Annotated in this window: 24 protein-coding genes; 11 read left to right on the top strand and 13 right to left on the bottom strand. The window is 55.6% G+C overall.

The features are described from left to right. Positions 1-120: 120 nt before the first annotated feature. Positions 121-447 carry a DUF2025 family protein gene (locus tag ACA070_RS23335; RefSeq protein WP_461976028.1) on the top strand — a complete coding sequence of 109 codons (327 nt, stop codon included), beginning with the start codon at positions 121-123 and terminating at the stop codon, positions 445-447. Positions 448-575: 128 nt separating this feature from the next. On the opposite strand, the gene ACA070_RS23330 is transcribed toward ACA070_RS23335, so the two are convergent. Both ACA070_RS23330 and ACA070_RS23325 read right to left on the bottom strand, forming a co-directional pair. Then, entirely contained in the window at positions 576-899 is a 324-nt protein-coding gene (locus tag ACA070_RS23330) for an antibiotic biosynthesis monooxygenase family protein (protein ID WP_497448509.1), read from the bottom strand. Further along, complete coding sequence (locus tag ACA070_RS23325; protein WP_497448508.1) at positions 896-1603, bottom strand: CTP synthase C-terminal region-related (seleno)protein; 708 nt, start codon at positions 1601-1603, stop codon at positions 896-898. Before ACA070_RS23325 ends, ACA070_RS23330 begins: the two co-directional genes overlap by 4 nt. Before the next feature lie 15 nt (positions 1604-1618). Here ACA070_RS23325 and ACA070_RS23320 point away from each other — a divergent pair, with 15 nt between their 5' ends. Continuing rightward, a complete protein-coding gene (locus ACA070_RS23320) occupies positions 1619-2560 on the top strand; it encodes a LysR family transcriptional regulator (RefSeq protein ID WP_497448507.1) in 942 nt (313 codons plus the stop codon). 6 nt (positions 2561-2566) lie between these two features. Here the strand turns inward: ACA070_RS23320 and ACA070_RS23315 are convergent, their stop codons facing one another. Then, positions 2567-3106 (bottom strand): DUF1003 domain-containing protein, encoded by a 540-nt coding sequence (locus tag ACA070_RS23315; protein WP_497448506.1) that lies wholly within the window; start codon positions 3104-3106, stop codon positions 2567-2569. A 139-nt stretch (positions 3107-3245) separates the two neighbouring features. Then, positions 3246-3854 carry a TetR/AcrR family transcriptional regulator gene (locus ACA070_RS23310; protein ID WP_497448505.1) on the bottom strand — a complete coding sequence of 203 codons (609 nt, stop codon included), beginning with the start codon at positions 3852-3854 and terminating at the stop codon, positions 3246-3248. A 214-nt stretch (positions 3855-4068) separates the two neighbouring features. On the opposite strand from ACA070_RS23310, the gene ACA070_RS23305 reads away from it, so the two are divergent. Next, positions 4069-5127, top strand: coding sequence for an MBL fold metallo-hydrolase (locus tag ACA070_RS23305; protein ID WP_497448504.1), 1059 nt, complete (start codon positions 4069-4071; stop codon positions 5125-5127). 2 nt (positions 5128-5129) lie between these two features. On the opposite strand, the gene ACA070_RS23300 is transcribed toward ACA070_RS23305, so the two are convergent. The 3 genes from ACA070_RS23300 to ACA070_RS23290 all read right to left on the bottom strand — a co-directional run bounded on the left by ACA070_RS23300 (position 5130) and on the right by ACA070_RS23290 (position 6574). Beyond that, the gene (locus ACA070_RS23300; RefSeq protein ID WP_497448503.1) at positions 5130-5384 is read right to left on the bottom strand and encodes an XRE family transcriptional regulator; all 255 of its coding nucleotides are present in this window, start codon (positions 5382-5384) and stop codon (positions 5130-5132) included. An 11-nt stretch (positions 5385-5395) separates the two neighbouring features. Next, complete coding sequence (locus ACA070_RS23295; protein WP_131059705.1) at positions 5396-5713, bottom strand: helix-turn-helix domain-containing protein; 318 nt, start codon at positions 5711-5713, stop codon at positions 5396-5398. 93 nt (positions 5714-5806) lie between these two features. Then, positions 5807-6574 carry an AraC family transcriptional regulator gene (locus ACA070_RS23290; protein ID WP_497448502.1) on the bottom strand — a complete coding sequence of 256 codons (768 nt, stop codon included), beginning with the start codon at positions 6572-6574 and terminating at the stop codon, positions 5807-5809. Positions 6575-6686: 112 nt separating this feature from the next. On the opposite strand from ACA070_RS23290, the gene ACA070_RS23285 reads away from it, so the two are divergent. The 3 genes from ACA070_RS23285 to ACA070_RS23275 all read left to right on the top strand — a co-directional run bounded on the left by ACA070_RS23285 (position 6687) and on the right by ACA070_RS23275 (position 8667). Then, positions 6687-7502 (top strand): sulfite exporter TauE/SafE family protein, encoded by an 816-nt coding sequence (locus ACA070_RS23285; RefSeq protein ID WP_497448501.1) that lies wholly within the window; start codon positions 6687-6689, stop codon positions 7500-7502. Positions 7503-7574: 72 nt separating this feature from the next. Beyond that, positions 7575-7943: a hypothetical protein gene (locus tag ACA070_RS23280; protein WP_497448500.1), complete on the top strand. Its 369-nt coding sequence runs from the start codon at positions 7575-7577 to the stop codon at positions 7941-7943. 28 nt (positions 7944-7971) lie between these two features. After that, positions 7972-8667, top strand: coding sequence for a DUF6933 domain-containing protein (locus tag ACA070_RS23275; RefSeq protein ID WP_497448499.1), 696 nt, complete (start codon positions 7972-7974; stop codon positions 8665-8667). 20 nt (positions 8668-8687) lie between these two features. On the opposite strand, the gene ACA070_RS23270 is transcribed toward ACA070_RS23275, so the two are convergent. Beyond that, positions 8688-9674: a hypothetical protein gene (locus ACA070_RS23270; protein ID WP_497448498.1), complete on the bottom strand. Its 987-nt coding sequence runs from the start codon at positions 9672-9674 to the stop codon at positions 8688-8690. Between the two features lie 292 nt (positions 9675-9966). Next, a complete protein-coding gene (locus tag ACA070_RS23265) occupies positions 9967-10476 on the bottom strand; it encodes a BRO-N domain-containing protein (RefSeq protein WP_497448497.1) in 510 nt (169 codons plus the stop codon). Between the two features lie 576 nt (positions 10477-11052). Between ACA070_RS23265 and dcm the strand changes: the two genes are divergently transcribed. The 3 genes from dcm (at position 11053) to ACA070_RS23250 (ending at position 14449) form a co-directional block, all read left to right on the top strand. Further along, a complete protein-coding gene (dcm, locus tag ACA070_RS23260; protein WP_497448496.1) occupies positions 11053-12489 on the top strand; it encodes a DNA (cytosine-5-)-methyltransferase in 1437 nt (478 codons plus the stop codon). 166 nt (positions 12490-12655) lie between these two features. Continuing rightward, complete coding sequence (locus tag ACA070_RS23255) at positions 12656-13867, top strand: type II restriction endonuclease (protein ID WP_497448495.1); 1212 nt, start codon at positions 12656-12658, stop codon at positions 13865-13867. A 156-nt stretch (positions 13868-14023) separates the two neighbouring features. Then, complete coding sequence (locus ACA070_RS23250; RefSeq protein WP_497448494.1) at positions 14024-14449, top strand: very short patch repair endonuclease; 426 nt, start codon at positions 14024-14026, stop codon at positions 14447-14449. 362 nt (positions 14450-14811) lie between these two features. Here the strand turns inward: ACA070_RS23250 and ACA070_RS23245 are convergent, their stop codons facing one another. From ACA070_RS23245 to ACA070_RS23230, 4 genes are all read right to left on the bottom strand, one after another. Then, on the bottom strand, positions 14812-15006 hold the full coding sequence (locus tag ACA070_RS23245) for a hypothetical protein (RefSeq protein ID WP_497448493.1): 195 nt from the start codon (positions 15004-15006) through the stop codon (positions 14812-14814). Positions 15007-15417: 411 nt separating this feature from the next. Beyond that, on the bottom strand, positions 15418-15642 hold the full coding sequence (locus ACA070_RS23240) for a DUF2188 domain-containing protein (RefSeq protein ID WP_497448492.1): 225 nt from the start codon (positions 15640-15642) through the stop codon (positions 15418-15420). Positions 15643-16130: 488 nt separating this feature from the next. Next, entirely contained in the window at positions 16131-17381 is a 1251-nt protein-coding gene (locus ACA070_RS23235; RefSeq protein WP_084322765.1) for a ribonucleotide-diphosphate reductase subunit beta, read from the bottom strand. 541 nt (positions 17382-17922) lie between these two features. Next, positions 17923-18186: a DUF2790 domain-containing protein gene (locus tag ACA070_RS23230; RefSeq protein WP_010457261.1), complete on the bottom strand. Its 264-nt coding sequence runs from the start codon at positions 18184-18186 to the stop codon at positions 17923-17925. Positions 18187-18723: 537 nt separating this feature from the next. Between ACA070_RS23230 and acs the strand changes: the two genes are divergently transcribed. Together acs and ACA070_RS23220 are read left to right on the top strand one after the other, a co-directional pair. Then, a complete protein-coding gene (gene acs / locus ACA070_RS23225) occupies positions 18724-20679 on the top strand; it encodes an acetate--CoA ligase (protein ID WP_497448491.1) in 1956 nt (651 codons plus the stop codon). 701 nt (positions 20680-21380) lie between these two features. Beyond that, positions 21381-22154, top strand: a complete 774-nt coding sequence (locus ACA070_RS23220; RefSeq protein WP_461955284.1) for an ABC transporter substrate-binding protein — start codon at positions 21381-21383, stop codon at positions 22152-22154. Positions 22155-22177: the final 23 nt, after the last annotated feature.

Below are 22177 nucleotides of genomic sequence, written 5' to 3'. Positions count from 1 at the left end.
TGTGCAGTTCTTTGCAGTACTCTTGGCCCAGGCGTTTCCCCGGCAGAGGGAAATCCGAGTGCTAAACCTTGCGTGTAAACCATCGTTCACCGGTCGGTAACGACCTTTTGTGAGGTTTATATGCGCATCACTTCCGAGCTTATCTGCCAGGCCGCCGACCAACTCAAAGGCTTCGTCGGCCTCAATCGCAAAACCGGCCACTACATCGTTCGTTTCAGCGAAGACTCGTTCGGTATGGACGTGGCTGATGACGGGATTATTCCCACGAGTGAATTTGTCTGGGCGCCGGGGCCGGCGCAGGCCATGACGCTCAAGCGTGAGCTGATTCAGTTGTTGCTGGATCAGAATATTGATGACCGGATCAATGTGACCGAGCCGTTGCGGGTGTACATGAATCGGCGGGAAGTGCCGGAGATTTCGGCGGTCAGGAGTCTTGTTCAGGGCTGAAGATTTTGTGGTGACTGTTAGGGCCTCATCGCTAGCAGGCTAGCTCCCACAGTGGTGTTGTGTACGACACATATCCCCTGTGGGAGCTAGCCTGCTAGCGATGGCGGCCTAAAGAACACCGCCGCTATTCACTGCTTGAACGCATACGCCCGCTCAACCCTACACACCCGCGTATGACACGCCGAATACCACGTCGACCGCCCACGCTCACGAATCTCACTGTGCTCAGGATGATGCTTCCACGCCAATATCGCCGCCTCGCTGGCCCAGTAACTCACCGTAATCCCTAGCCCATCCTCGCCCCGAGCCGATTCCACGCCCAGAAACCCCGGTTGCTCGCGGGCCAGTTCCACCATGCGCTCGGCGGCCTCGGTGTAACCGTGATCGCCGTCGGTGCGCAGCGAAGTAAAAATCACCGCGTAGTAAGGCGCTGATGGCGTATCGGCAATCATGATTTTTGCCTTTTGCAGGCTTCAACCAACGCGCGTACCAGCGGCGGTAGGGTGCCTTTGAGCGCTGCGCGTTCAGGTTGGAACAGGGTGGCGACGAAGAACGGATGCCCTTTAAGTTCCACCGCTCGCAGGTCGTCGGTGGAGTCATGGCCTACGGCGTACAACTGTTGCGTCAATAACTCACGTTCGAAGTCCGGATTCACGCCATAGCGGCAGCGATATCCCTCGACAATCTCGGCACTTTCGTACGCCTTGGCGATCAACGAGCCTTCAACCAGATGAATGCTGTCCGTGGCTTCCACCAAGGAACAGGACAGCGGTGTGAGTAACACACGCGCTGCATCGGGATGGGTTTCGCCGTGCTCGGCGTCTTCCCAACCCAACACGTTTCGAGCGAACTCCAGCACCGCGTGTTGAAACCCGCCGCAGGTGCCGAGGAGCGGTCGCTGCTGTTCACGGGCAAAACGGATCGCCCGTAATGCACCGTCCATGTCGCGGTAAGGGCTGCCGGGCACGCACCAGACGCCGTCGAAGTTTTGTAAAGGAGTGGCGGCGTTTATGTGATCGGTGGCCAGCCACTGAAATTGCACATCCACGTTTAACTGTTCAGCCGCCATGCCGAGCGCGACGGGAATGGCTTGATGGGCGGTGACCTGTGGGTCGTAGTCACCGATCAGGGCAATGCGGATTGCGGTGGTTTCCATGAGTAATCTCGGCGCTTGTTGATTCCTGGCACCCACTATAGATTGGCGTCTACGCATTCAATATTGGCGTTATCCCAAGTGATCAATGCAGCGACGCACTATCAGCTCGACTACCCAGACCTGGCGCTGATCCTCGCCTTGGTGCGCGGCGGCTCTCTGGCACGGGCATCGGCGTTGATGAAGGTCGACGTTTCAACGGTGTTTCGCGCCGTTCGCCGACTGGAAGCTGCGCTGGGCCAGCAACTCTTCGAAAAAAGCCGCGCCGGTTACCTGCCGACCACGCTCGCACAGACCCTGGCCGAGCAAGCTGAACGGGCGGAACACGCGCTGGAAGCGGCGCGCATTGGCGTGGAGCAGGGCGGTGAAGTCGTCAGCGGCACGGTGCGGTTGACCTGTACGGATTCTGTTCTGCAAGGGTTGCTGCTGCCGGCGCTGGCGCAGTTCATGCCGTCCTACCCGGCGCTGACCATCGAACTGAGCACCTCAAACGACTTTGCCAACCTCAGCCGCCGTGATGCCGACATCGCCTTGCGCCTCACCCGCACGCCGCCCGAACACCTGGTCGGTCGACGTCTGGCGGATATTTCCTATCGGGTCTGTGCCAGCGCGGCGTACCTGAAATCGGTCGATCCTGAAGACTTGGCTTCGCTGACCTGGATCGCGCCGGATGACTTTCTTCCCGACCATCCCACCGTTGCCTGGCGGCGCCAGCAATTGCCCGGCGTGACGCCGGGTTATCGCTGCAACAGCATGCTGTCGGTGACCGAGTTGGTGCGGGCTGGGCTGGGCGTCGCGGCGTTGCCGGACTTTTTGATCGGTGACGAACTGCAACCGTTGACAGGCCCCTTGCACGGTTACGACACCGCGCTCTGGCTGCTCACTCGTCCGGACTGCCGAGCGTTGCGCTCGGTGGTGACGTTGTTCGATGAGTTGGGGCGAGCGCTTCGATTGCCGTGACGGGCGCTAAACCTTCGGCTGATCTTTGAGCACGAAGTGCTGATGCATTTCCGACGTCAGGTTTTCGATGCGTTCAGTCAGGGTCTTGGTCAATTCCGTCAGCCGGGTGTTCTGCTCGAGCAACGCCATCAGTTGCGCGGAGTTCTGCGCCGCTTGTGCCTGACGTTCGGTGTTGGCTACCGCGAGGGATTCCCGGTGCAGGGCGTCGGCGTCGGACTGGGCTTTGTCCCGCGCCGCCTGACGGGTCTGGGCCAACAAAATCAGCGGGGCGGCATAAGCCGATTGCAGGCTGAAGGCCAGGTTGAGCAGGATGAACGGATAGACGTCGAAGTGGGTCACGCCAAAGATGTTGAGACACACCCAGAGCACCACAATCAGCGTCTGGGCGCCCAGAAAGGTCGGCGTACCGAAGAACCGCGCAAAAGCTTCGGCGCGAAGGGCAAACTTGTCGCTGCCGAACGTCGGCGCCAAGTGCGCATGAGCGCGGTGAAAACGAAGGTGATCGACGGGAGCGGCGGGGTCGGTTTCGTTGGTCGTGGTGGTCATGATGCTCTCTGCAGGGCGCTGGGACTGAGGCTCACTATAGCCCCAGCGCCATTTTCATTCTGAAACACATTGCTGCGTTGTATTCAGAGCGACCCGTGACCCGTCAATCCACAGACATTGTCATTTATTGCAGCCCGATTCAGCGCTGATAACAGGCCAGGAACATGTCCAGCGCCGACTCCACGACTGTGCTCTGCATCTCGTCTGACAGCGCCGGGAGCCCCATGGAAATCTGCGGCCAGAACGCAAAGGATTTGAGCATTCCCTGAATCTGCTGCGCGGCAAATTCGGGGGCGACCGGTTTCAATCGACCGTCCGCCTGGGCCGCGCGGATCCACACGGTCAGGCCTTCTTCGCGTTCACCCATTCGGGCAACCATGTTCTGCGCGCGCTCGGGGGAATGGATGGTAGCGGCGATTGCTACCCGCGCCAGGTCGAGAAAATTGTCATCGCCCATCATCTGCAGTTTCGCCTGCAACATCAGGTGCATTTGATCGCGCAGCGGCAGGTCAGGGCGGTAGGGCGTTTCCTGTTCGGCTGTCACTCGCGCCCACAATTGATTGAGGATTTCGGCGAACAATTCTTCCTTGCTGGGGAAGTGGTTGTACACCGTGCGCTTCGACACGCCGGCGGTGGCGGCGATCTTGTCCATGCTGGTGATGTCGAAACCGTTGGCACGGAATTCGGCAATCGCCGCCTGGATGATGGCTTCGCGTTTACGGTCGGTGAGGCGCTGTGGAGCTGTCATAAGTACGCTTCGGCAGGCAGAAAAAGAGAATTACACTCAGCAGTTTACTTGTGATCGGGTTTGATGCAACCTTGAAACTACACTGTGCAGTGTAATGTTTTGTTAATCCTGCTCAGGGAAAAATAGAATCTCCGGCTGATGCGTGCGTGCTTTGGCCCTTTATCGTCCCACCGTGAAGAACCGCTTTGTGCGGTTTTTCTGGAGTTACTCAGTCATGGCCAATTCAATTTCCCCTACGGACAACGCCTCCACGCCTGAAGCCTCCCGTCAGGCAGAAGGGCTCTTCCGCAATCATGCGCCTGTGCAACGTGAAGGCTTTCGGAAAATGGTGCGCATCATGTGGAACATGATCTTCCACAAACCGCGCAACACCCGCCCGACAGCGCCCGTCCCGGTGCAAGCTCTGACCCGGGCCGCGCTGATCGCTGCGCCCAACCACAGCGTCTATCGCCTCGGCCACTCCACCGTACTGCTGAAACTGCGGGGCAAATTCTGGATCACCGACCCGGTCTTCGCCGAACGCGCCTCACCGGTGCAGTGGGCCGGTCCCAAGCGTTTCCACCAGCCGCCAATCAGCCTCGAAGAACTGCCGCCGATTGAGGCGGTGATCCTGTCGCACGACCACTACGACCACCTCGATTATCAAGCCGTGCTCAAACTGGCCGACAAGGCCAAGTACTTCCTGACGCCATTGGGCGTGGGCGACACCCTGATCAAGTGGGGCGTCGATGCCAGCAAAGTGCGCCAACTGGATTGGTGGCAGGGCACTGAAGTGGATGGCATGCAGTTCATCGCCACACCGTCTCAGCACTTTTCCGGGCGCGGCCTGTTCGATGGCAACAGCACGCTCTGGGCCTCGTGGGTGATGATCGACGGCGACACGCGCATCTTCTTCAGCGGCGACAGCGGTTATTTCGATGGCTTCAAACGCATCGGCGAACAGTACGGGCCGTTCGACCTGACCCTTATGGAAACCGGCGCCTACAACGTCGAGTGGCCTCACGTGCACATGCAGCCTGAAGAAACCCTGCAAGCGCACATCGACCTCAAAGGGCGCTGGTTATTGCCGATTCACAACGGCACCTTCGATTTGTCGATGCACGCCTGGTTCGAGCCCTTCGACCGGATCCTCGCATTGGCTTGGGAGCGCAATGTGTCGATCACCACACCGCAAATGGGTGAGGCGTTCAACGTCCTGTATCCGCAACGGGGGAATACCTGGTGGTCCGGACTGGAAAACGAAGACGGTCAGGTCGCCACTCAGAACGCTTGATCCTAAATCGTCGGGCCGCTCGCCATGGAGCGGCCCGCGATCTTCGCCACGGTCAGATCACGTACGTTCCCGTCGAGAATTTCATCCAGTTCCCCCACTGACAGCCCAAGCCTTTGCGCCGCTTCCGCCTTACCCAACTGACCGGTGTCGAGGAGCATCCCGATCTTCATGAGGTATTCGGCTTTGGCCCTCATCTCCTTCGCATCGGCACCCGAAGTCGGATTACCGCGCCTGTCGCATTCATCGATTCCATTCATCAGTTGACCCCTCACTCGACCATCGCATAGTCCGCCCGACCCACCGGATCAGGCGTCGACCCTTTAATATTCATCCCTCGACCCGGCGCAAATCCCGGGAAGAACACCAACCCCTCCGATTCAAACCGATACGCCAACGCCAGTCGGGTGACATCCAGTACATCGCGTTCGTCCTCAAATCGCAGAATGGCGTCCACGGAGACTCCGGATTCCTCCGAGAGCTCTTCCACACTCCAACCCAGCATCGCTCGGGCCTGGGCACAGTGGGCCGGGGTGAATTGGAAAAGGGCGATACGTTCCAGGGTGATTTTCATCGCAAGAGAGGCCATGGTGTTCTCCGGGCTCGAGAGTGCTAATCCAAAAAGTACTGTTGTTTTGTACAGTTGTTTTGCGCCCGGATCAAACTCATTTTTTGATTTTTGCTATGTCGCCCCCTCCATCCAGACGGACGGTGCCTGCCCTAATACGCGGCGAAACATGGTCGAGAATGCCGCCGGGCTGTCATAGCCAAAATCCAGTGCAATCCGCGTCACCGGTGTCCCCGCCGCCAACCGCGCCAGGGCCAGTACCACGCAGGCCCGCTGGCGCCATTGGCTGAAACTCAGGCCAGTCTGTTGGCGAAACAGTCGATTAAACGTGCGCAGGCTGATGTGCAATTGATCAGCCCATTGCTGCGGCGATTGATGCGCATCGGGCCGCTGCAAAAAGCCTTGGCACAACCCCAGCAACCGCGCGTCGACCGGTAACGGAATGTGCAACGGCAAATGTGCACTGCGCGCCAGTTCATGCAGCAGCAAGTCGATCAGCGCACCATCGCGCCCGGCCTCGTCATACGCCAGCGGGATCTCCACCGCCTCCATCAGCAAGTGCCGCATCAATGGCGACACACTGATCACCTGGCAACGCGGCCCCAGATCAACCGCGCCAGGTTCTATATACAAACTGCGCGTGCTCACCCCCAGCATCAACACCTCATGCGCCACCTCCGCCGGAATCCACACCGCCCGCTGCGGCGGCACCACCCAATTGCCGTCGTGCGTGCTGACCTGCATCACCCCCGTGGCGCCGTATAGGAGTTGTGCCCGCCGATGCGTATGACGAGGCAACAAGTGGCCGTGAGAATAATCCGTACCGATCGCCACCACCGAGCGCGGGGTGTCATCCAGCAGATTGATCGAAATGTTGCGCATTGAGCGGCTTCCAGTAGTTGGCGTAAACGCGAACATTATTGGCTGAGTTGCTGAAGCAGGCCAAGGCGCATCGCTCTATCGTTGACCGCTCTCAATCAATGGACGACGCGTGATGTTTTATCTCTTGCTGGGATTATTTGGTTGCATGACTGGCGTTACTGCGGTGTTGTTCGGCTTTGGCGGCGGCTTTGTAGTGGTGCCATTGCTTTACCGCATGCTCGTGGCCAGCCATGGTGCTGATGACCCGATCGGCCAATCGGCGATGCACATTGCCGTGGCGACTTCGACCTGCGTGATGATCGTCAACGCATTAGTCGCCACCGGCAAACACCGTCGCGCCGGCAATCTCATTCGTCATTACCTGTGGCCGTTGGGTGGGTTCATCGGGTTGGGCGCAGTGGGCGGAGCGGTCGCCGTGATGTGGGTGAGTGGCGAGGTGATTCGTTATGCCTTCATCGCGTACCTGGGCGTGACCATTGTGGATTGCCTGTTCAGACGTGGTTTTCTGACAAGGTCCGACACCGCAATCCCACGTCGATTGGGGAGGGCGGAAGTGTCAGGTGGCGGCGTAGGAATCGGCGCAATTGCGACGTTTCTAGGAGTGGGCGGCAGCGTCATGACCGTGCCGTTGTTGCGTCGATGCGGGTTGAGCATGAGTCAGGCGACGTCCATGGCCAATCCGCTCAGCCTGCCAGTGGCGTTGGCCGGGACGCTGACTTACATGGCGATGGCGGGGTTCACCGAGTTTGATTTCGGATCGTGGTTTATCGGCTATGTGGATCTGCTGGCGTTTGCGGTGTTGACGATGGGATCGTTGGTGGGGATTCGATTGGCCACGCCTTGGATCGGGCGGATTCCGGACCGAATGCACGCGCGGGTATATGTGGGTTTGCTAGTTTTGGTGATGCTAAGTATGTGTGCCGACTAGGGTTGGAATCAGCAGGCCAATTCGCAAAAAAATACCCTTCGCATTGTTCAAGATTTCACGCAGGAGAATGTAATGTCGATCCTCGAAAGCGACTGGAAGAAATTCAAGGAACTGCGCAAAATCGCGCTCGATCGTTTCTGCCAAGGCGTTCTCGCCGATGCCAAAGCGATCACCCAGCACGGTGCGCTCTCGGCCCATGCACGATATGGAATGCTTTACGGTTTGATCCAGGATCGTAACAAGGACATGGCCCAAGCCTTTGACCGTTTCGGCCAATCCCGTTCCAGTGCACTCACCGCGCTGAGGTTGTTTGTCATGCATGACTTGCTAACCGACGCAGAGTTATCGTTTCTCAGCGAAGATGCCCTGGACTACATCTCGGATGTAGTGCGCCAACCCTATGAGCTTGAATGGGTCGACGAAATCGTGCGACAGGACTGAGACCCGTAGACGAATTAAAGGACCAAGGATGTTGATCTTCAATTGCACCGAAGCCGCCAGCGGCTTTTTCAGTCGCGTCCACAAGGGCAAGAAAATCAGCCCTGTGGAAAAGCCGCCTTCGCCAGTCATCGAGGACGATGAGCCGGTTGACTCCGCCGAACAGTGGTTGGTCCACGCCATCACCGTCCAACGCAAGCACGTGTTGTTCGTCATCCATGTGCAAACCCGTTATTGCATGATTTTCGCGGACGCGAAAAAAGCGGATATCGACGGTTTTGTTCATCGTTTTGCCGAGCGTTGGATAAACGGGCTGATGCGCCATGCGATGCAGCACGACATCCTTCGCTGGATCGATGACGAGCCGATGATGGAGCGTTTCCTGAAGAGTTGCGGGGAGTACGTGTTTTACAAACGCGGTCATCGCGGTGCGCAAAAACACCTCAATGAAATCGCCTGGATATTTGAGGACTGCGCCGCCGAATGGGGTACGTTGCCCTCGGACGAGTTCTCGGCTGCGCGCTTCGATGGCGATAGGAACGACACCCCAAGAAGTAGCAAAGGGCACAAGGATTATTACTATCCCGATGAGGAAATGATCGTTCACTGGTTGCGCCGTTATGGCGGTCTGGATGAGGCTGCGGTTCAGGCAGCCCGTGAGCGGCGCATGGAAGTGAAACGGGAGATATGGGCGTTTGAAAGGCAGCAATATCTCGAAGCGCAATGAGCCGTTCGTGATCCTGCCTTTTAACTCTTAAGCCCCGGCGCCTCCCGAATAATAAAGTGATCCAGGTTCTCAATATTCGCACTGAACACCCCGAACGTTTGCTCGGGGTTTTTCTTGCTCGGCACCTGCTTCAACTCCGGCGTCACGCCATAAAAGAAGCAATACAACTCCGCCTCACTGTCGATGGCGTGCTTGATCTCTTCCAGAAACGCTTTGCGCTTGCGGTAGTTCTCGATCAACTTCTTGCTCAGGTAAACGTTCACTGAATAAGGCTTCTTCTTCGCCTCATCCGCCTGCTTGAACCAGACCTTCTGTTCGAAATCGATGCGAAAGCTCTGTGTGTAATTCTTGATCTCCTTGATCATGCCCCAGTAAATCAGCCCCTTGTTGTCCGTCAGGTATTCAATCTTCTTGAAGAACGACCCGTAAGGCGCCGTGTGCTCGCCAACCTTCAGCGGCATGCGCTTGAGCAGGTCCTTGTCCTCGAAGTTCGACACAAAACACTCCACCGGGTGGGCGAAGACGCTGGTCTTGTCGGGCGCTGTTTCATGGCTCGGGTGTTCTGTGTTGCTAGCCCCAGTGGTTGGCTTCGGATCGTCCCGCACCACATCCGCCGCCACCGCCGGGTTCGACGGCTTACGCACATACTCACGCCGAGTCAGCAACAACTCCGACGGGAAATGCTCCTCGCGACTGTCATCCGTTTCCGCACCCTCCGCGTCCACACCGGACGCCGACGCCTTGAGACTGACATAAGGACAATCCACCACATGCCGGGTGCTGGGCGTGTTCTTGAAGTGCGGGGTGCGCACGTAGTTCACGTTCTTGGCGTTGAACGTGGTCAGCACATTCAACCCATCGAACGCCGCCCTGCAGGCGTCATTGGGACATTGGAAGTGTTCCTTGGCGGAATCAAACTCCATGGTTTCGTCGAAATTCAAATCGCGCACGTCATAGATCGACAGCTTGTCGTCGAGGCTGAGGCAGTAGGCGAGGTCGAATTTCATGGTGGGCTCGGGTCCTTGAGTGGGGAAGGGTATTAATAGCGAGAGGCGGGGCGGGTTGCACTGACTGTTTTCAACACACCGCAAAATCTGCGGCAACACACCAAATCTGTGGGAGCGAGCCTGCACGCGATTCCCAACATCAACACAGCAACCAAGCCAGGCACAAACTTGTGGTGAGGGGATTTATCCCCGTTGGGTCGCGAAGCGGCCCCAAAAAATAGAACATGACACATCAACCGAATCCGCTGCCTAAAACTAAAGCAGCGGATTCTCTTTTAACAGTGATGAACGATCAGAACCCTCGCAAAACTCGTGACACCTTCCGCCACCAGGATCCGCGCTGATTGAATGGATCATCCGCCAACACACAAGGCATGTCCCGCAACCGAATCCACGGCTCATCCTGCCAGTGCAACATGCAAAGCGACATCTTAGGCCAGTCAAGCACGCTCAACGTTGGCCGCTCCACTGCTCGTGATAGACGCGCATCACGTAGTGCCGGGACTACCTGGTGTGTCAGCCATTCCCTCAACAGCCGATACTCCGGGCAGTAGTGATAAACCAGCAGTGCGTAGACGCCGGACTCGCTAATCATCAGGCGTTCTTCAGCAGTACCGTGCGCATCCACCAGCATCATCTGTCGCTGGTCTGCATCGAGCTTGCGTGAAATGCGTTCGTCAAGGTACTTGCCCATCAATCGTCCGAGGTCCTGTGCGCAGAACCAGGCCTGGTTCTCCACGAGAAGGGCATGAAGGTAGATGTTATGGCGGGTGAAAAGGGTTGAAACGAGTGGTTCAGACATGGTGAGCCTCCTGGAGCGGAAGCACGCGATTGGGCGTATGGGTACGGCGATTTACCTTCATCATGAAGGTCAGGTTGTAAGGCATTTCCTTTACCTCTGGCTGCTTTCTTAGGGCATTCGTTATGGGTGTCGGGAGCTAAGAAACCCACCAGAGACGGGCCGGACATATTCCCCTTTCGGGTCTTGTATTCGCCCACTCCCGACATAACGGGGATTTTCTCGCAGGCGTAGGGAAACCGCAGACGAAAAAAAGCCGCATGACTGTCGGGTGCGGAGGACCGCTCTGGTTTGTAGAGTTTCTTAGGCTCGGAGGCGAGGTTAGGTTGATCAGAGGAAATCGTCAACCAGCGACTTTTCCTACCTCTCAAGAAAAAAAAACGAAATCTGGACAAAGACCGGGAGTAAATTATGCTGTGTTTATATCCAGTATTCGGTCGCTGTTAATTTCTACGCTTACCCGAATCCGTGTTGGTATGCCTATGTCACGGATCCGAAGAAATTTCATTTACTTTGAGGTTTACGGGGCTAGAATGGTGACCATTCGTCACAGCTTTGACCCAGAGGAATTTCGGGCTCATGAATCTTTTTGAAACACCATCTTTTGAATCCTTGAGCGAAACGACTTCGGGCTCCTATGAACCGGATACTCATCCTGTGACTGATCTGGCCCTGTTGCATAAGCTACTTGAGATTTACGATCAAGGTCAGCTCGCCGAGATTCTCAACGATGTCAGCCCAACCCATTGGTGCCGTGAAACGATCAATCGCTGGGTCAAAGGCAAGGCTTCGCCGAAGCTTTCCCACATTGAATTCACTCGCCTGGAAGCGCTGCTGCCCAAACGGTTGAATCACAAACCTTCCTTTACCTTCATCGATCTTTTTGCTGGTATCGGTGGCATCAGAAAAGGTTTTGAAGCTATTGGCGGTGAATGCCTGTTCACGTCCGAATGGAACAAGTACGCAGTCAAAACCTACAAGGCGAACCATTTCTGCGATCCGGTTAGCCATAGCTTCAATCTCGATATTCGCTCGGTCACGCTTTCAGACAAACCTGAAATCAGCGACAAAGAAGCCTACGAGAACATCAAACGCAAGATTCCTGATCACGATGTCCTGTTAGCAGGTTTTCCGTGCCAGCCATTCTCCCTTGCAGGTGTTTCCAAGAAAAACTCCTTGGGGCGTAAACACGGTTTCGAGTGTGAGACCCAAGGCACTCTGTTCTTCGACGTGGCCCGGATCATTGCCGCGAAGCGGCCAGCCGCCTTCTTGCTTGAAAACGTAAAAAACCTGAAAAGCCATGACAAGGGCAATACGTTCCGGATCATTTGCGAAGCGCTGGATGAGTTGGGCTATGAGGTCGCAGATGTAAACGCACCGAAGGGGTCAGACCCCAAGGTCATCGATGCAAAGCATTTCGTGCCGCAGCATCGTGAGCGAATTGTGCTGGTAGGTTTCCGTCGTGACCTGAATGTTCACCAAGGCTTCACGTTGCGTGACATCAGCAAACTGATACCAAAGCAGCGGCCTAGCTTTGGTGATTTGCTTGATAAGGATGTGGATGAAAAATACATCCTCACGCCGAAGCTTTGGGACTATCTCTATCGCTACGCTGCGAAGCACCGTGAGAAGGGCAATGGTTTTGGCTTTGGCTTGACTCGTCCAAACGACGTGGCTCGCACCCTCTCGGCGAGATACCACAAGGATGGCTCGGAAATCTTGGTTGACCGTGGGTTTGTGGAAACCTTGGACTTCAACAGTGAGCTGAATCAGCTCAATCGTCCCCGCCGGTTGACTCCGCATGAATGCTCACGCCTGATGGGTTTCGACAAGCCGGGGGAGAGCAAATTTGTAATTCCTGTATCTGATACCCAGGCTTATCGCCAGTTCGGAAACTCGGTTGCCGTCCCGGTTTTTGAGGCTGTGGCACGGTTGATGAAGGACCGGATTCTAGCTGCGAAAGAAAAAACTGCCGACAAAGAGCAACCACAATTGGAATTTGCTCTTCCTGAATGATGAGTCGTGGATCTCTATTTAGATATCGTTGAATGAAGGCTCGTTTGATGACTCAGGCCTTCACGTCATGACAGAATTCCTGCGTCGGAACGTTTCGCAGAAGCAATTCTGCGAACCTGCCTGACATATATTCATTTCGACTCCTAATTGTTCAGCGACCTTACCCATGACAAGCTTTTCCCAATGGATTGAAGACAAGAATCAAGATGAATGGTGGATATTCATCAAGCGACTTTCGGCCAACGACACAGGACTGACGGGTGGAAACGGGGTAGGCATTTATGTGCCCAAAGCGGTTGTAGGCATAGCGTTACCGTCCATTTCGAGCACTTCTTGTATGAATCCTGACTGCAGTCTGACGGCGCAGGTCACCTCACATGGTTTTCCAGAGCAGACGCTCAGAGGTATTTACTACAACAACCGCCATTTCGATGGGCCAGGGTCACGCAACGAACACCGTTTGACGAGATGGAATACAGACGTTAAAAACAGTCCCGCCCAAGATCCCGAGAACACGGGGGCATTAGCGATCTTTGCGTTCCATGTGCCCCATTTGGGCCGCGACTCCGAGTTTTTGGATATCTGGATATGCAAGAGCTTGGAGGAGGAAGAATTTGTCGAGAACAAGATCGGTGAAGTAATTCCCGGCAGTTCGCTTTTTGACAGAGGTGACAGGCTGTTTGCCGGTTTTGCTCCGAGTCCGGATAATGAGCCTAGCAATGTTGCGATTCCGCATGCTTGGGAGGACAAATTCCCTAGTGGCGAAGAGATTATTGCCTACCTACTTGCAGTATTTCGTTCCGCGAAAACAACGCCTGATGAGCTCATCCTCGAGCGGCGTGACAACGAATACAAACTGTTCCGTCAGATTGAAGAATTTCACATTCTCCATCAGGTTCAGAAGGGATTTGGTTCCGTGGAGGAATTCATGCAGATGGCGAACTCGGTCAGCAATCGCCGCAAATCAAGGTCGGGGAAGTCACTTGAGATACATCTTGAGCACCTCTTTCGGCAATTCGGACTTGTGGCGTTCAGTAATCAGTGCAAAACAGAGGGCAACAAGCGGCCTGATTTCATCTTCCCTTCATGCGCCGATTATCATGACCCTACGTTCCCCGATCAGAATTTGCGTATGCTGGCTGTCAAGACAACCTGCAAGGATCGCTGGCGTCAGGTTCTAAATGAAGCCAACAGGGTGGACAAAATCCATCTGTTTACTCTTCAAGAAGGCGTTTCTCCTCACCAATTTGCTGAGATGAAGGCCGAGAACGTCAAGTTGGTGGTGCCTGGGCCATTGCACACGAAGTACCCGGATGAGGTGCGTGACAAGCTCATGACTTTGAGCGATTTTATTGTGGAAACCAAAAATCTACGCTAAGACAACTAGGCTTTGAAGTCTTCAAGGGAGTACGGATGCTAGTTCCAAACCGCTCTTCATCCATAATCAAGGGAATGCCATCCATTTCACGAGCCTGATCCGATGAGGTAGATAGCTAGATCTTGATTGGCAATGAGGTTCTCAGGTAAAGCTGAAATGGACATAGTTGACTCGGCAACTCGCTCCAAGATGATGTCCGGCATTCGTGGTAAGAATACTATCCCGGAAATGGTGGTCAGAAAATTCCTGCATGCTCGAGGCTATCGGTACCGAGTCCATCGGAAAGATCTTCCCGGCAAACCTGATCTTGTACTTCCTCGTCTGAAAGTCTGTATTTTTGTCCACGGTTGCTTCTGGCATCGCCATCCGGGTTGCGTCTATTCAACGACTCCGAAAACACGACCCGAATTCTGGAACGAAAAATTTCAGAAGAATGTAATGAGAGATCTAGCCAACATCGACGCTCTTGAAGCTGCCGGCTGGAATGTTTTGATTGTCTGGGAATGCCATCTTAAGAATGATCCCGATACTTTGGAGGGGCTGGTGGAGAAATTGCGTGTTATCGCCTCTGGCCATTCATAATCGTCCGGCCAACACACCTTCCTGACACCGTCGCATGAGGCGATGGTGTCCGCCTAAAATTAAGTGGACACCATTTTAGCTTTTTTAAGCAGACGCCCATGCCTCAAGAACGCCATTCCTGTTCCAAGTCCTTCAACACCCAAGTCATTGCGTAGTGCGCCCAGCCTGACACCTCAACTTCACTCCAAATGTGCAGGTCGCCTACTTTGCACGCATACGGCCACGGCTATCTGGTATAGCCTGTTTGCCGGGCGCAATGCCAACCATTCGACCGTCCGGGCCCTGAACTGCGCGGTAACCGTTACGGATTGCAGTCATACGACCATCGGTCCCTTGAACGCCGCGCCCGCCATTTGGAATCTCTACCATTCGACCATCACTCCCTTGAAGACCTCTAGTGCCGGCTCGAATTGCGACCATACGGCCATCACTCCCTTGAAGTCCGCGACCGCCTGCGGGAATCGCAACCATACGCCCATCACTGCCTTGCAGCCCGCGCCCATCGGGAGGAATCGGAACCATTCGCCCATCGCTGCCTTGAAGGCCACGCCAACCATTGGGAATCACTATTGCTTTACCGTCGCTACCACTAAGTGTCCGCTGCATTTTTTGTCCTTAAATGTCAGGATTTCAAGCCGGCTGCCGTAATACTTGACCGTTTGCATAACTCCCTGGCGCTAGTCAACAGCCTGAGTCCGTCGAGCGCTCTCGGGCGCCTAGGATTAAGGCGATGCAGTTGGCGCAGCACAAGTCCAGCATTGCCCTTAATGCTGAATTCGGAAGGAGTGTGCGCCGGACGCTTACGGCCATTCAGTATGTTGATTGCGTAGACAATGCGCATTCAAAGGTTGGGGCCGGAGCCAACACTGATGGGGGGCGCGAACAGCGCTTTTCTAGGTGGATGGGAAAATCCAGAAACGTTGTCTGTTCAGCTAGCAAGGAGTTGGCTCTTCCTTGAGCCGATATGATTAGCCCTTGGGAGGAAACGGATCATCTCCGTAGGTGTTGCGCTCTCGAATTTGCCCATTCTGTCCATGTATGAACATTTCGCTTCCCTGGTTTATTGCGATCTCGCGCGCGACCTGAATAGCTTCTGCTTGCGTGTTCACAACCTTTGTTGCCTTTGAGTTGCCCGCGCCTTTGACGGCCCAGTCGTCTCCATGTGGAACAACATGCTGATTTTTCTTGGACATGATTAATCTCTCTATGTGGATGTCTGAGCATTGGCGAAATTGCCTAGCTTGCCGATTTACTTTGGGAACAAGATTTCGTGCGAAACCCTGTCTCCGACGATCAGCCGTTGACACCGCTCAAAGGTCGTCCATAATCACGCCCCGCATTTCCCAAATGCTTTCGTGATTGTGGGTTTCCCCGATTACGGCCCGTACGAGTGGGCTTTGTTCACCAGTACGGTCAAGGCCCACAGCATCCGCTCGAACGGTTGCAGTGGGTTTCTTGTTTTTGCCCCTCATCTTTTTCGCCATCCCTCGATAGCGGACGTCAAGGCTCTATTCTTAGCTACTTCTGTGCTCGATGCTCAGTGGTTAACAGTCGTGCGCCAGAAACATAGAGCAGGAGCCGCTAATCTCAATGACTGCGGCTCCGCGCTGATTTATTTCTGATTCAAAAAAGTACGATGGGCCAAAAAACTACATCGTTACTTTACGCAGTACACTCGGAATCAATCCCAGCTCAACGCCCCACCAGTCTGATACTCAATAACTCGCGTCTCAAAGAAATTCTTCTCTTTCTTCAAGTCCATAATCTCGCTCATCCAAGGGAACGGGTTAGTCGTCCCTGGATATTCTTCCTTCAACCCAATCTGCGACAGACGACGGTTAGCGATGAACTTCAGATAGTCCTCCATCATCGCCGCATTCATCCCCAACACCCCACGAGGCATGGTGTCGCGAGCGTATTCGATCTCCAGCTGAGTCCCCTGCAGAATCATCTGCGAAGCCTCTTCCTTCATCTCAGCATCCCACAAGTGCGGGTTTTCGATTTTGATCTGGTTGATCACGTCGATGCCGAAGTTCAGGTGCATGGATTCGTCGCGCAGGATGTATTGGAACTGCTCGGCGACGCCGGTCATTTTGTTGCGGCGGCCCATGGAGAGGATTTGGGTGAAGCCGCAGTAGAAGAAGATGCCTTCCAGAACGCAGTAGTAGGCGATCAGGTTGCGCAGCAGTTCTTTGTCGGTTTCGACGGTGCCGGTTTCGAACTTCGGATCGGAGATCGAACGGGTGTATTTGAGGCCCCAGGTGGCTTTTTTCGCGACCGATGGGATCTCGTGGTACATGTTGAAGATCTCGCCTTCATCCATGGCCAACGATTCGATGCAGTACTGGTAGGCGTGGGTGTGGATCGCCTCTTCGAAGGCCTGGCGCAGGATGTACTGGCGGCACTCCGGGTTGGTGATCAGGCGGTACACGGCCAGGACCAGGTTGTTGGCAACCAGGGAGTCGGCGGTGGAGAAGAAGCCGAGGTTGCGCATCACGATGCGGCGCTCGTCGTCGGTCAGGCCTTCCGGGTCTTTCCAGAGGGCGATGTCGGCGGTCATGTTGACTTCTTGCGGCATCCAGTGGTTTGCGCAGCCGTCCAGGTATTTCTGCCAGGCCCAGTCGTACTTGAAAGGTACGAGTTGGTTGAGGTCGGCGCGGCAGTTGATCATGCGCTTTTCGTCGACGGCGACACGGGCGGAGGCGCCTTCGAGTTCGGCGAGGCCTTCGGCGATGTCGAGGTTGTCAAGGGCAGCTTTGGCACGGGCGATAGCGGCAGAGTCGGTCGCGGTTACGGCGCGAGCTTCTTGAGCGGCGACACCACCAGCGGTGTCGAGTCGGTCCATGTTGGCTTCAGTCGCGTGGCCGGCGTTTGCGCCTTTTACCACGGTCTCGCCGCTGTCTTCTTTGTCGAATTCGTCCCAGCTCAGCATGACGTGTCGTCTCCTGCGTGAGGGCCAGATGCCCGTGTGAAAACTGATTGGTTGTTTTTCACACGGCCGTACTGGCCGCGTTTGATAGCGTTTTTTGCAGCGGTACACGCAGGCAAATAAACATAATTTTGTACGGGGTTCCGAGAGCCTCTGACGGGCGCAGAAATCGGTGAAGACTTCGGCGTGGGCTTCAGACTGGCTTTTCGTCCCTGTAAGGGAATATTGCAGGCCCGTTTAAGCCGGCATTATAGGGAAATTTTTGCCGGCGTGGTGCGGCGAATCGGCTCATGGAGTGGCCGAAAGGGATGGTTTTTGGAGCAAACCGAGGTATTACAGGGCTTTGGCCGGTGCAGATTTTTTTTCGTTAATTTTGACGCTGAATCGAATTTGTTCAAAAAACAGCCAAAAACTGCGTTTTTCACTACATCTTGTGGTTTGCAAGGTGTTTCGCCGCTTCAAAACACAACTGAGCCCGACCGAAGCCGGGCTGGAATCGACCGTCAGCGATCAACAGAGAGGGTCCGATTCGGTGCAGTCTCGATCAGCCATTGGTGCAACCGTTACCCATGATGCTGTAGCGCAGGATGTGGCGTTGACCTTGGGAGTCGTCGTATTCCATTTTCACCGGAACAACTTCGCACACATTAGGGACTTCACTCATGGAGATAACTTTGGCGATGTCCAGGTGAGTCGAGTAAGTGTATTCCTCGATGGCTGGTTTTTGCTGTGCGACATCAGTCGGGACCTCGTCTGCCATGGCGGTTGCGCACAGGCTGGAGAGGGCCAGAACTAATAAAGCTTTCATTTCAGATTTACCTTTTAGAGGTCGAATGGGGTCACGCAACCTTTTTGGGGTTGCGTGTGGAGCTTGATAAGAGTTTTGGATTAACGGCCTTCATGGGGGCTGTTACTTGGTTAATCACAGTGCCTTGTTGGCGTGGCGGATTTTAGGCGTGGGGGGTGGATTCATATAGGTGGGGTTTTGATAAACACCTTTGGCGGATCCTGTAACAATCAGCTGGCGAAGCACGACCTGTAGCAGCTGGCGAAGCCTGCGTTCGGCTGCGAAGCAGTCGCGAAATCAGGCACCGCGGTGTTTCAGGTAAACCAAGCTGGCTGGATTGACGACTGCTTCGCAGCCGAACGCAGGCTTCGCCAGCTGCTACAGATTGGTTTATGGGCGGGCTCCGGTATTGCCTGGAAGAAGCGTGAAAGTTGGGCTTTCGGGGTATTCACGACATTTTGTAGGGGCTTGTTACTACCATCGTCGAATGGTTCTATAGGCCCGGCCCGGCTACAACTGGGGGCATACAAAAACAACTATTCCACCGAGGTAAGAAAGATGAGTGCGGCTTCTCTGTATCCCGTTCGTCCCGAGGTAGCAGCCAACACGCTGACCGACGAGGCAACCTACAAAGCCATGTACCAGCAGTCCGTCGTCAACCCGGACGGATTCTGGCGCGAGCAAGCCAAGCGCCTCGACTGGATCAAGCCTTTCACCACGGTGAAGCAGACGTCTTTCGACGATCACCATGTGGACATCAAATGGTTCGCCGACGGCACCCTGAACGTTTCCTACAACTGCCTCGACCGTCATCTGGCCGAGCGCGGCGATCAAGTCGCGATCATTTGGGAAGGGGATGACCCTGCCGAAAGCCGCAACATCACCTACCGCGAGCTGCACGAACAAGTCTGCAAGTTCGCCAACGCCTTGCGCGGCCAGGATGTACACCGCGGCGACGTGGTGACTATCTATATGCCGATGATCCCCGAAGCCGTGGTGGCCATGTTGGCTTGCACCCGGATCGGCGCGATTCACTCGGTCGTCTTCGGTGGTTTCTCGCCGGAAGCCCTGGCCGGTCGCATCATCGACTGCAAATCCAAAGTGGTGATCACCGCTGACGAAGGCATTCGTGCCGGCAAGAAGATCCCGCTCAAGACCAACGTCGACGACGCGCTGACCAACCCGGAAACCAGCAGCATCCAGAAGGTCATCGTGTGCAAGCGCACCGGTGGCAACATCAAGTGGAACCAGCATCGCGACATCTGGTACGAAGACTTGATGAAAGTGGCGGGCAGTGTCTGCGCGCCGAAAGAGATGGGCGCTGAAGAAGCGCTGTTCATCCTTTACACCTCCGGTTCCACTGGCAAGCCTAAAGGCGTGCAGCACACCACCGGCGGTTACCTGCTTTACGCCGCCATGACCCACGAGCGCGTATTCGACTACCGCCCGGGCGAAATCTACTGGTGCACCGCCGACGTCGGCTGGGTCACCGGCCACACTTACATCGTCTACGGCCCGCTGGCCAACGGCGCGACCACGGTGCTGTTCGAAGGCGTGCCGAACTACCCGGACATCACCCGGGTGGCGAAGATCGTCGACAAGCACAAGGTCAACATCCTCTACACCGCACCAACCGCCATCCGCGCGATGATGGCGTCGGGCAAGGCCGCTGTTGAAGGCGCTGATGGCAGCAGCCTGCGTCTGTTGGGTTCGGTCGGTGAGCCGATCAACCCGGAAGCATGGGACTGGTACTACAAGAACGTCGGCCAATCCCGTTGCCCGATCGTCGACACCTGGTGGCAGACCGAAACCGGCGGCAACATGATGAGCCCGCTGCCGGGTGCTCATGGCCTCAAGCCGGGTTCCGCGGCTCGTCCGTTCTTCGGCGTGGTACCGGCGCTGGTGGACAACCTGGGCAACATCCTCGAAGGCGTTGCCGAGGGCAACCTGGTGATTCTCGATTCGTGGCCAGGCCAGGCGCGAACGTTGTACGGCGACCATGACCGCTTCGTCGACACCTACTTCAAGACCTTCCGTGGCATGTACTTCACCGGCGACGGCGCACGTCGCGACGAAGACGGTTACTACTGGATCACCGGCCGTGTGGACGATGTGCTCAACGTATCCGGTCACCGCATGGGCACCGCCGAGATTGAAAGCGCGATGGTTGCTCACCCGAAAGTCGCCGAGGCAGCCGTGGTTGGCGTGCCGCACGACATCAAGGGGCAGGGCATCTATGTCTACGTCACGTTGATCGGTGGCGAAGAGCCGAGCGAGCAACTGCGTCTGGAACTGAAAAACTGGGTGCGTAAAGAGATTGGGCCGATTGCTTCGCCGGATGTAATCCAGTGGGCGCCGGGGCTGCCGAAAACCCGTTCGGGCAAGATCATGCGCCGGATTCTGCGCAAGATTGCGACGGCCGAATACGATGGGTTGGGGGATATCTCCACTCTGGCGGATCCGGGCGTGGTGCAGCATTTGATTGATGAACACAAGATCATGAACGTCGCTTGATTCGCCGTTCCTGAGTCATCGAAGCCCTGCCAGGCATTGCGTCTGGTAGGGCTTTTTCATGTCTGGTGTTTTTGTGGGGGCCGTTCGGGCCTCATCGCTAGCAGGCTAGCTCCCACAAGGATCTCCAGTGGATTTGCCATTTGAACCGAGCGCAGTTCCCTCTGTGGGAGCTAGCCTGCTAGCGATGGCTATCTGTCAGACGCTAAATAAACACCGCCCAATAATTATCGGCTTCATCTGTAAGCCAATTCCCACTGTTACCCAACCCCACTCAAGTAACTGAATGTGTAACCGCTCATCCCCATACGGGGAATTGGGAAACGCAAACCCCCATTCCCGGGCCTCTCCAGCCCCTGTTAAAAATAAGACATAACGCTGCGCTTGCCGGATTAGAAGGGTTTGCCAATAATAGGCCCGCAATTTGCAATATAGATCGGTTCACTGTCTTTTGCTCTTGCATGAATTTGCAGGGCTGTCAACGCGCTCAAACGGCTTTCTCGGTGCATCTGTAATTAGTTGTCGCATTGAAGAAATATCGGCTTCGGGCCTGTCGTTAGAATGCCGATCACTCGCTCGTTGTTGCTCGCGTTGAAAAAATCGCGCGGTTCCTACGACGCAGCATCGCTTTGCGGTTCCACTCATTCGCATATTGGGCTGTCGCTCACTCTGCCGTTTTAGCCCTTTACCGATGGAGTCCCAACATGAAGAAACTCGTGCTGCTTGGCGCCCTGGCACTGTCCGTGCTGTCCCTGCCAACCTTCGCCGATGAAAAGCCTCTGAAAATTGGTATCGAAGCGGCTTACCCTCCGTTCGCTTCCAAAGCACCGGACGGCAGCATCGTTGGTTTCGACTACGACATCGGCAACGCCCTGTGCGAAGAGATGAAGGTCAAGTGCGTGTGGGTCGAGCAAGAGTTCGACGGTCTGATCCCGGCGCTTAAAGTGCGCAAGATCGACGCGATCCTGTCGTCCATGTCGATCACCGAAGACCGCAAGAAATCCGTGGACTTCACCAATAAGTATTACAACACCCCGGCTCGCCTGGTCATGAAGGCTGGCACTCAAGTCAGCGAAGGCCTGGCTGAACTGAAGGGCAAGAACATCGGCGTGCAACGTGGTTCGATCCACGAGCGTTTCGCCCGCGAAGTCCTGGCCCCGCTGGGTGCCGAGATCAAGCCTTACGGTTCGCAGAACGAAATCTACCTCGACGTGGCCGCTGGCCGCCTCGACGGCACCGTGGCAGACGCTACGCTGCTGGATGACGGTTTCCTGAAAACCGACGCCGGCAAAGGTTTCGCCTTCGTTGGCCCGGCCTTCACCGACGTCAAATACTTCGGCGACGGCGTGGGTATCGCTGTTCGTAAGGGCGACGCCCTTAAAGACAAGATCAACACCGCGATCGCTGCCATTCGCGAGAACGGCAAGTACAAGCAAATCCAGGACAAATACTTCGCCTTTGATATCTACGGCAAGTAACACGTCCCGGCGACAAGTCCGAA

The organism is Pseudomonas sp. LBUM1678 (genome assembly GCF_059695575.1).
Note: the sequence above shows the minus strand (reverse complement) of the source record. Positions and strands in the feature narration are given on the sequence as shown.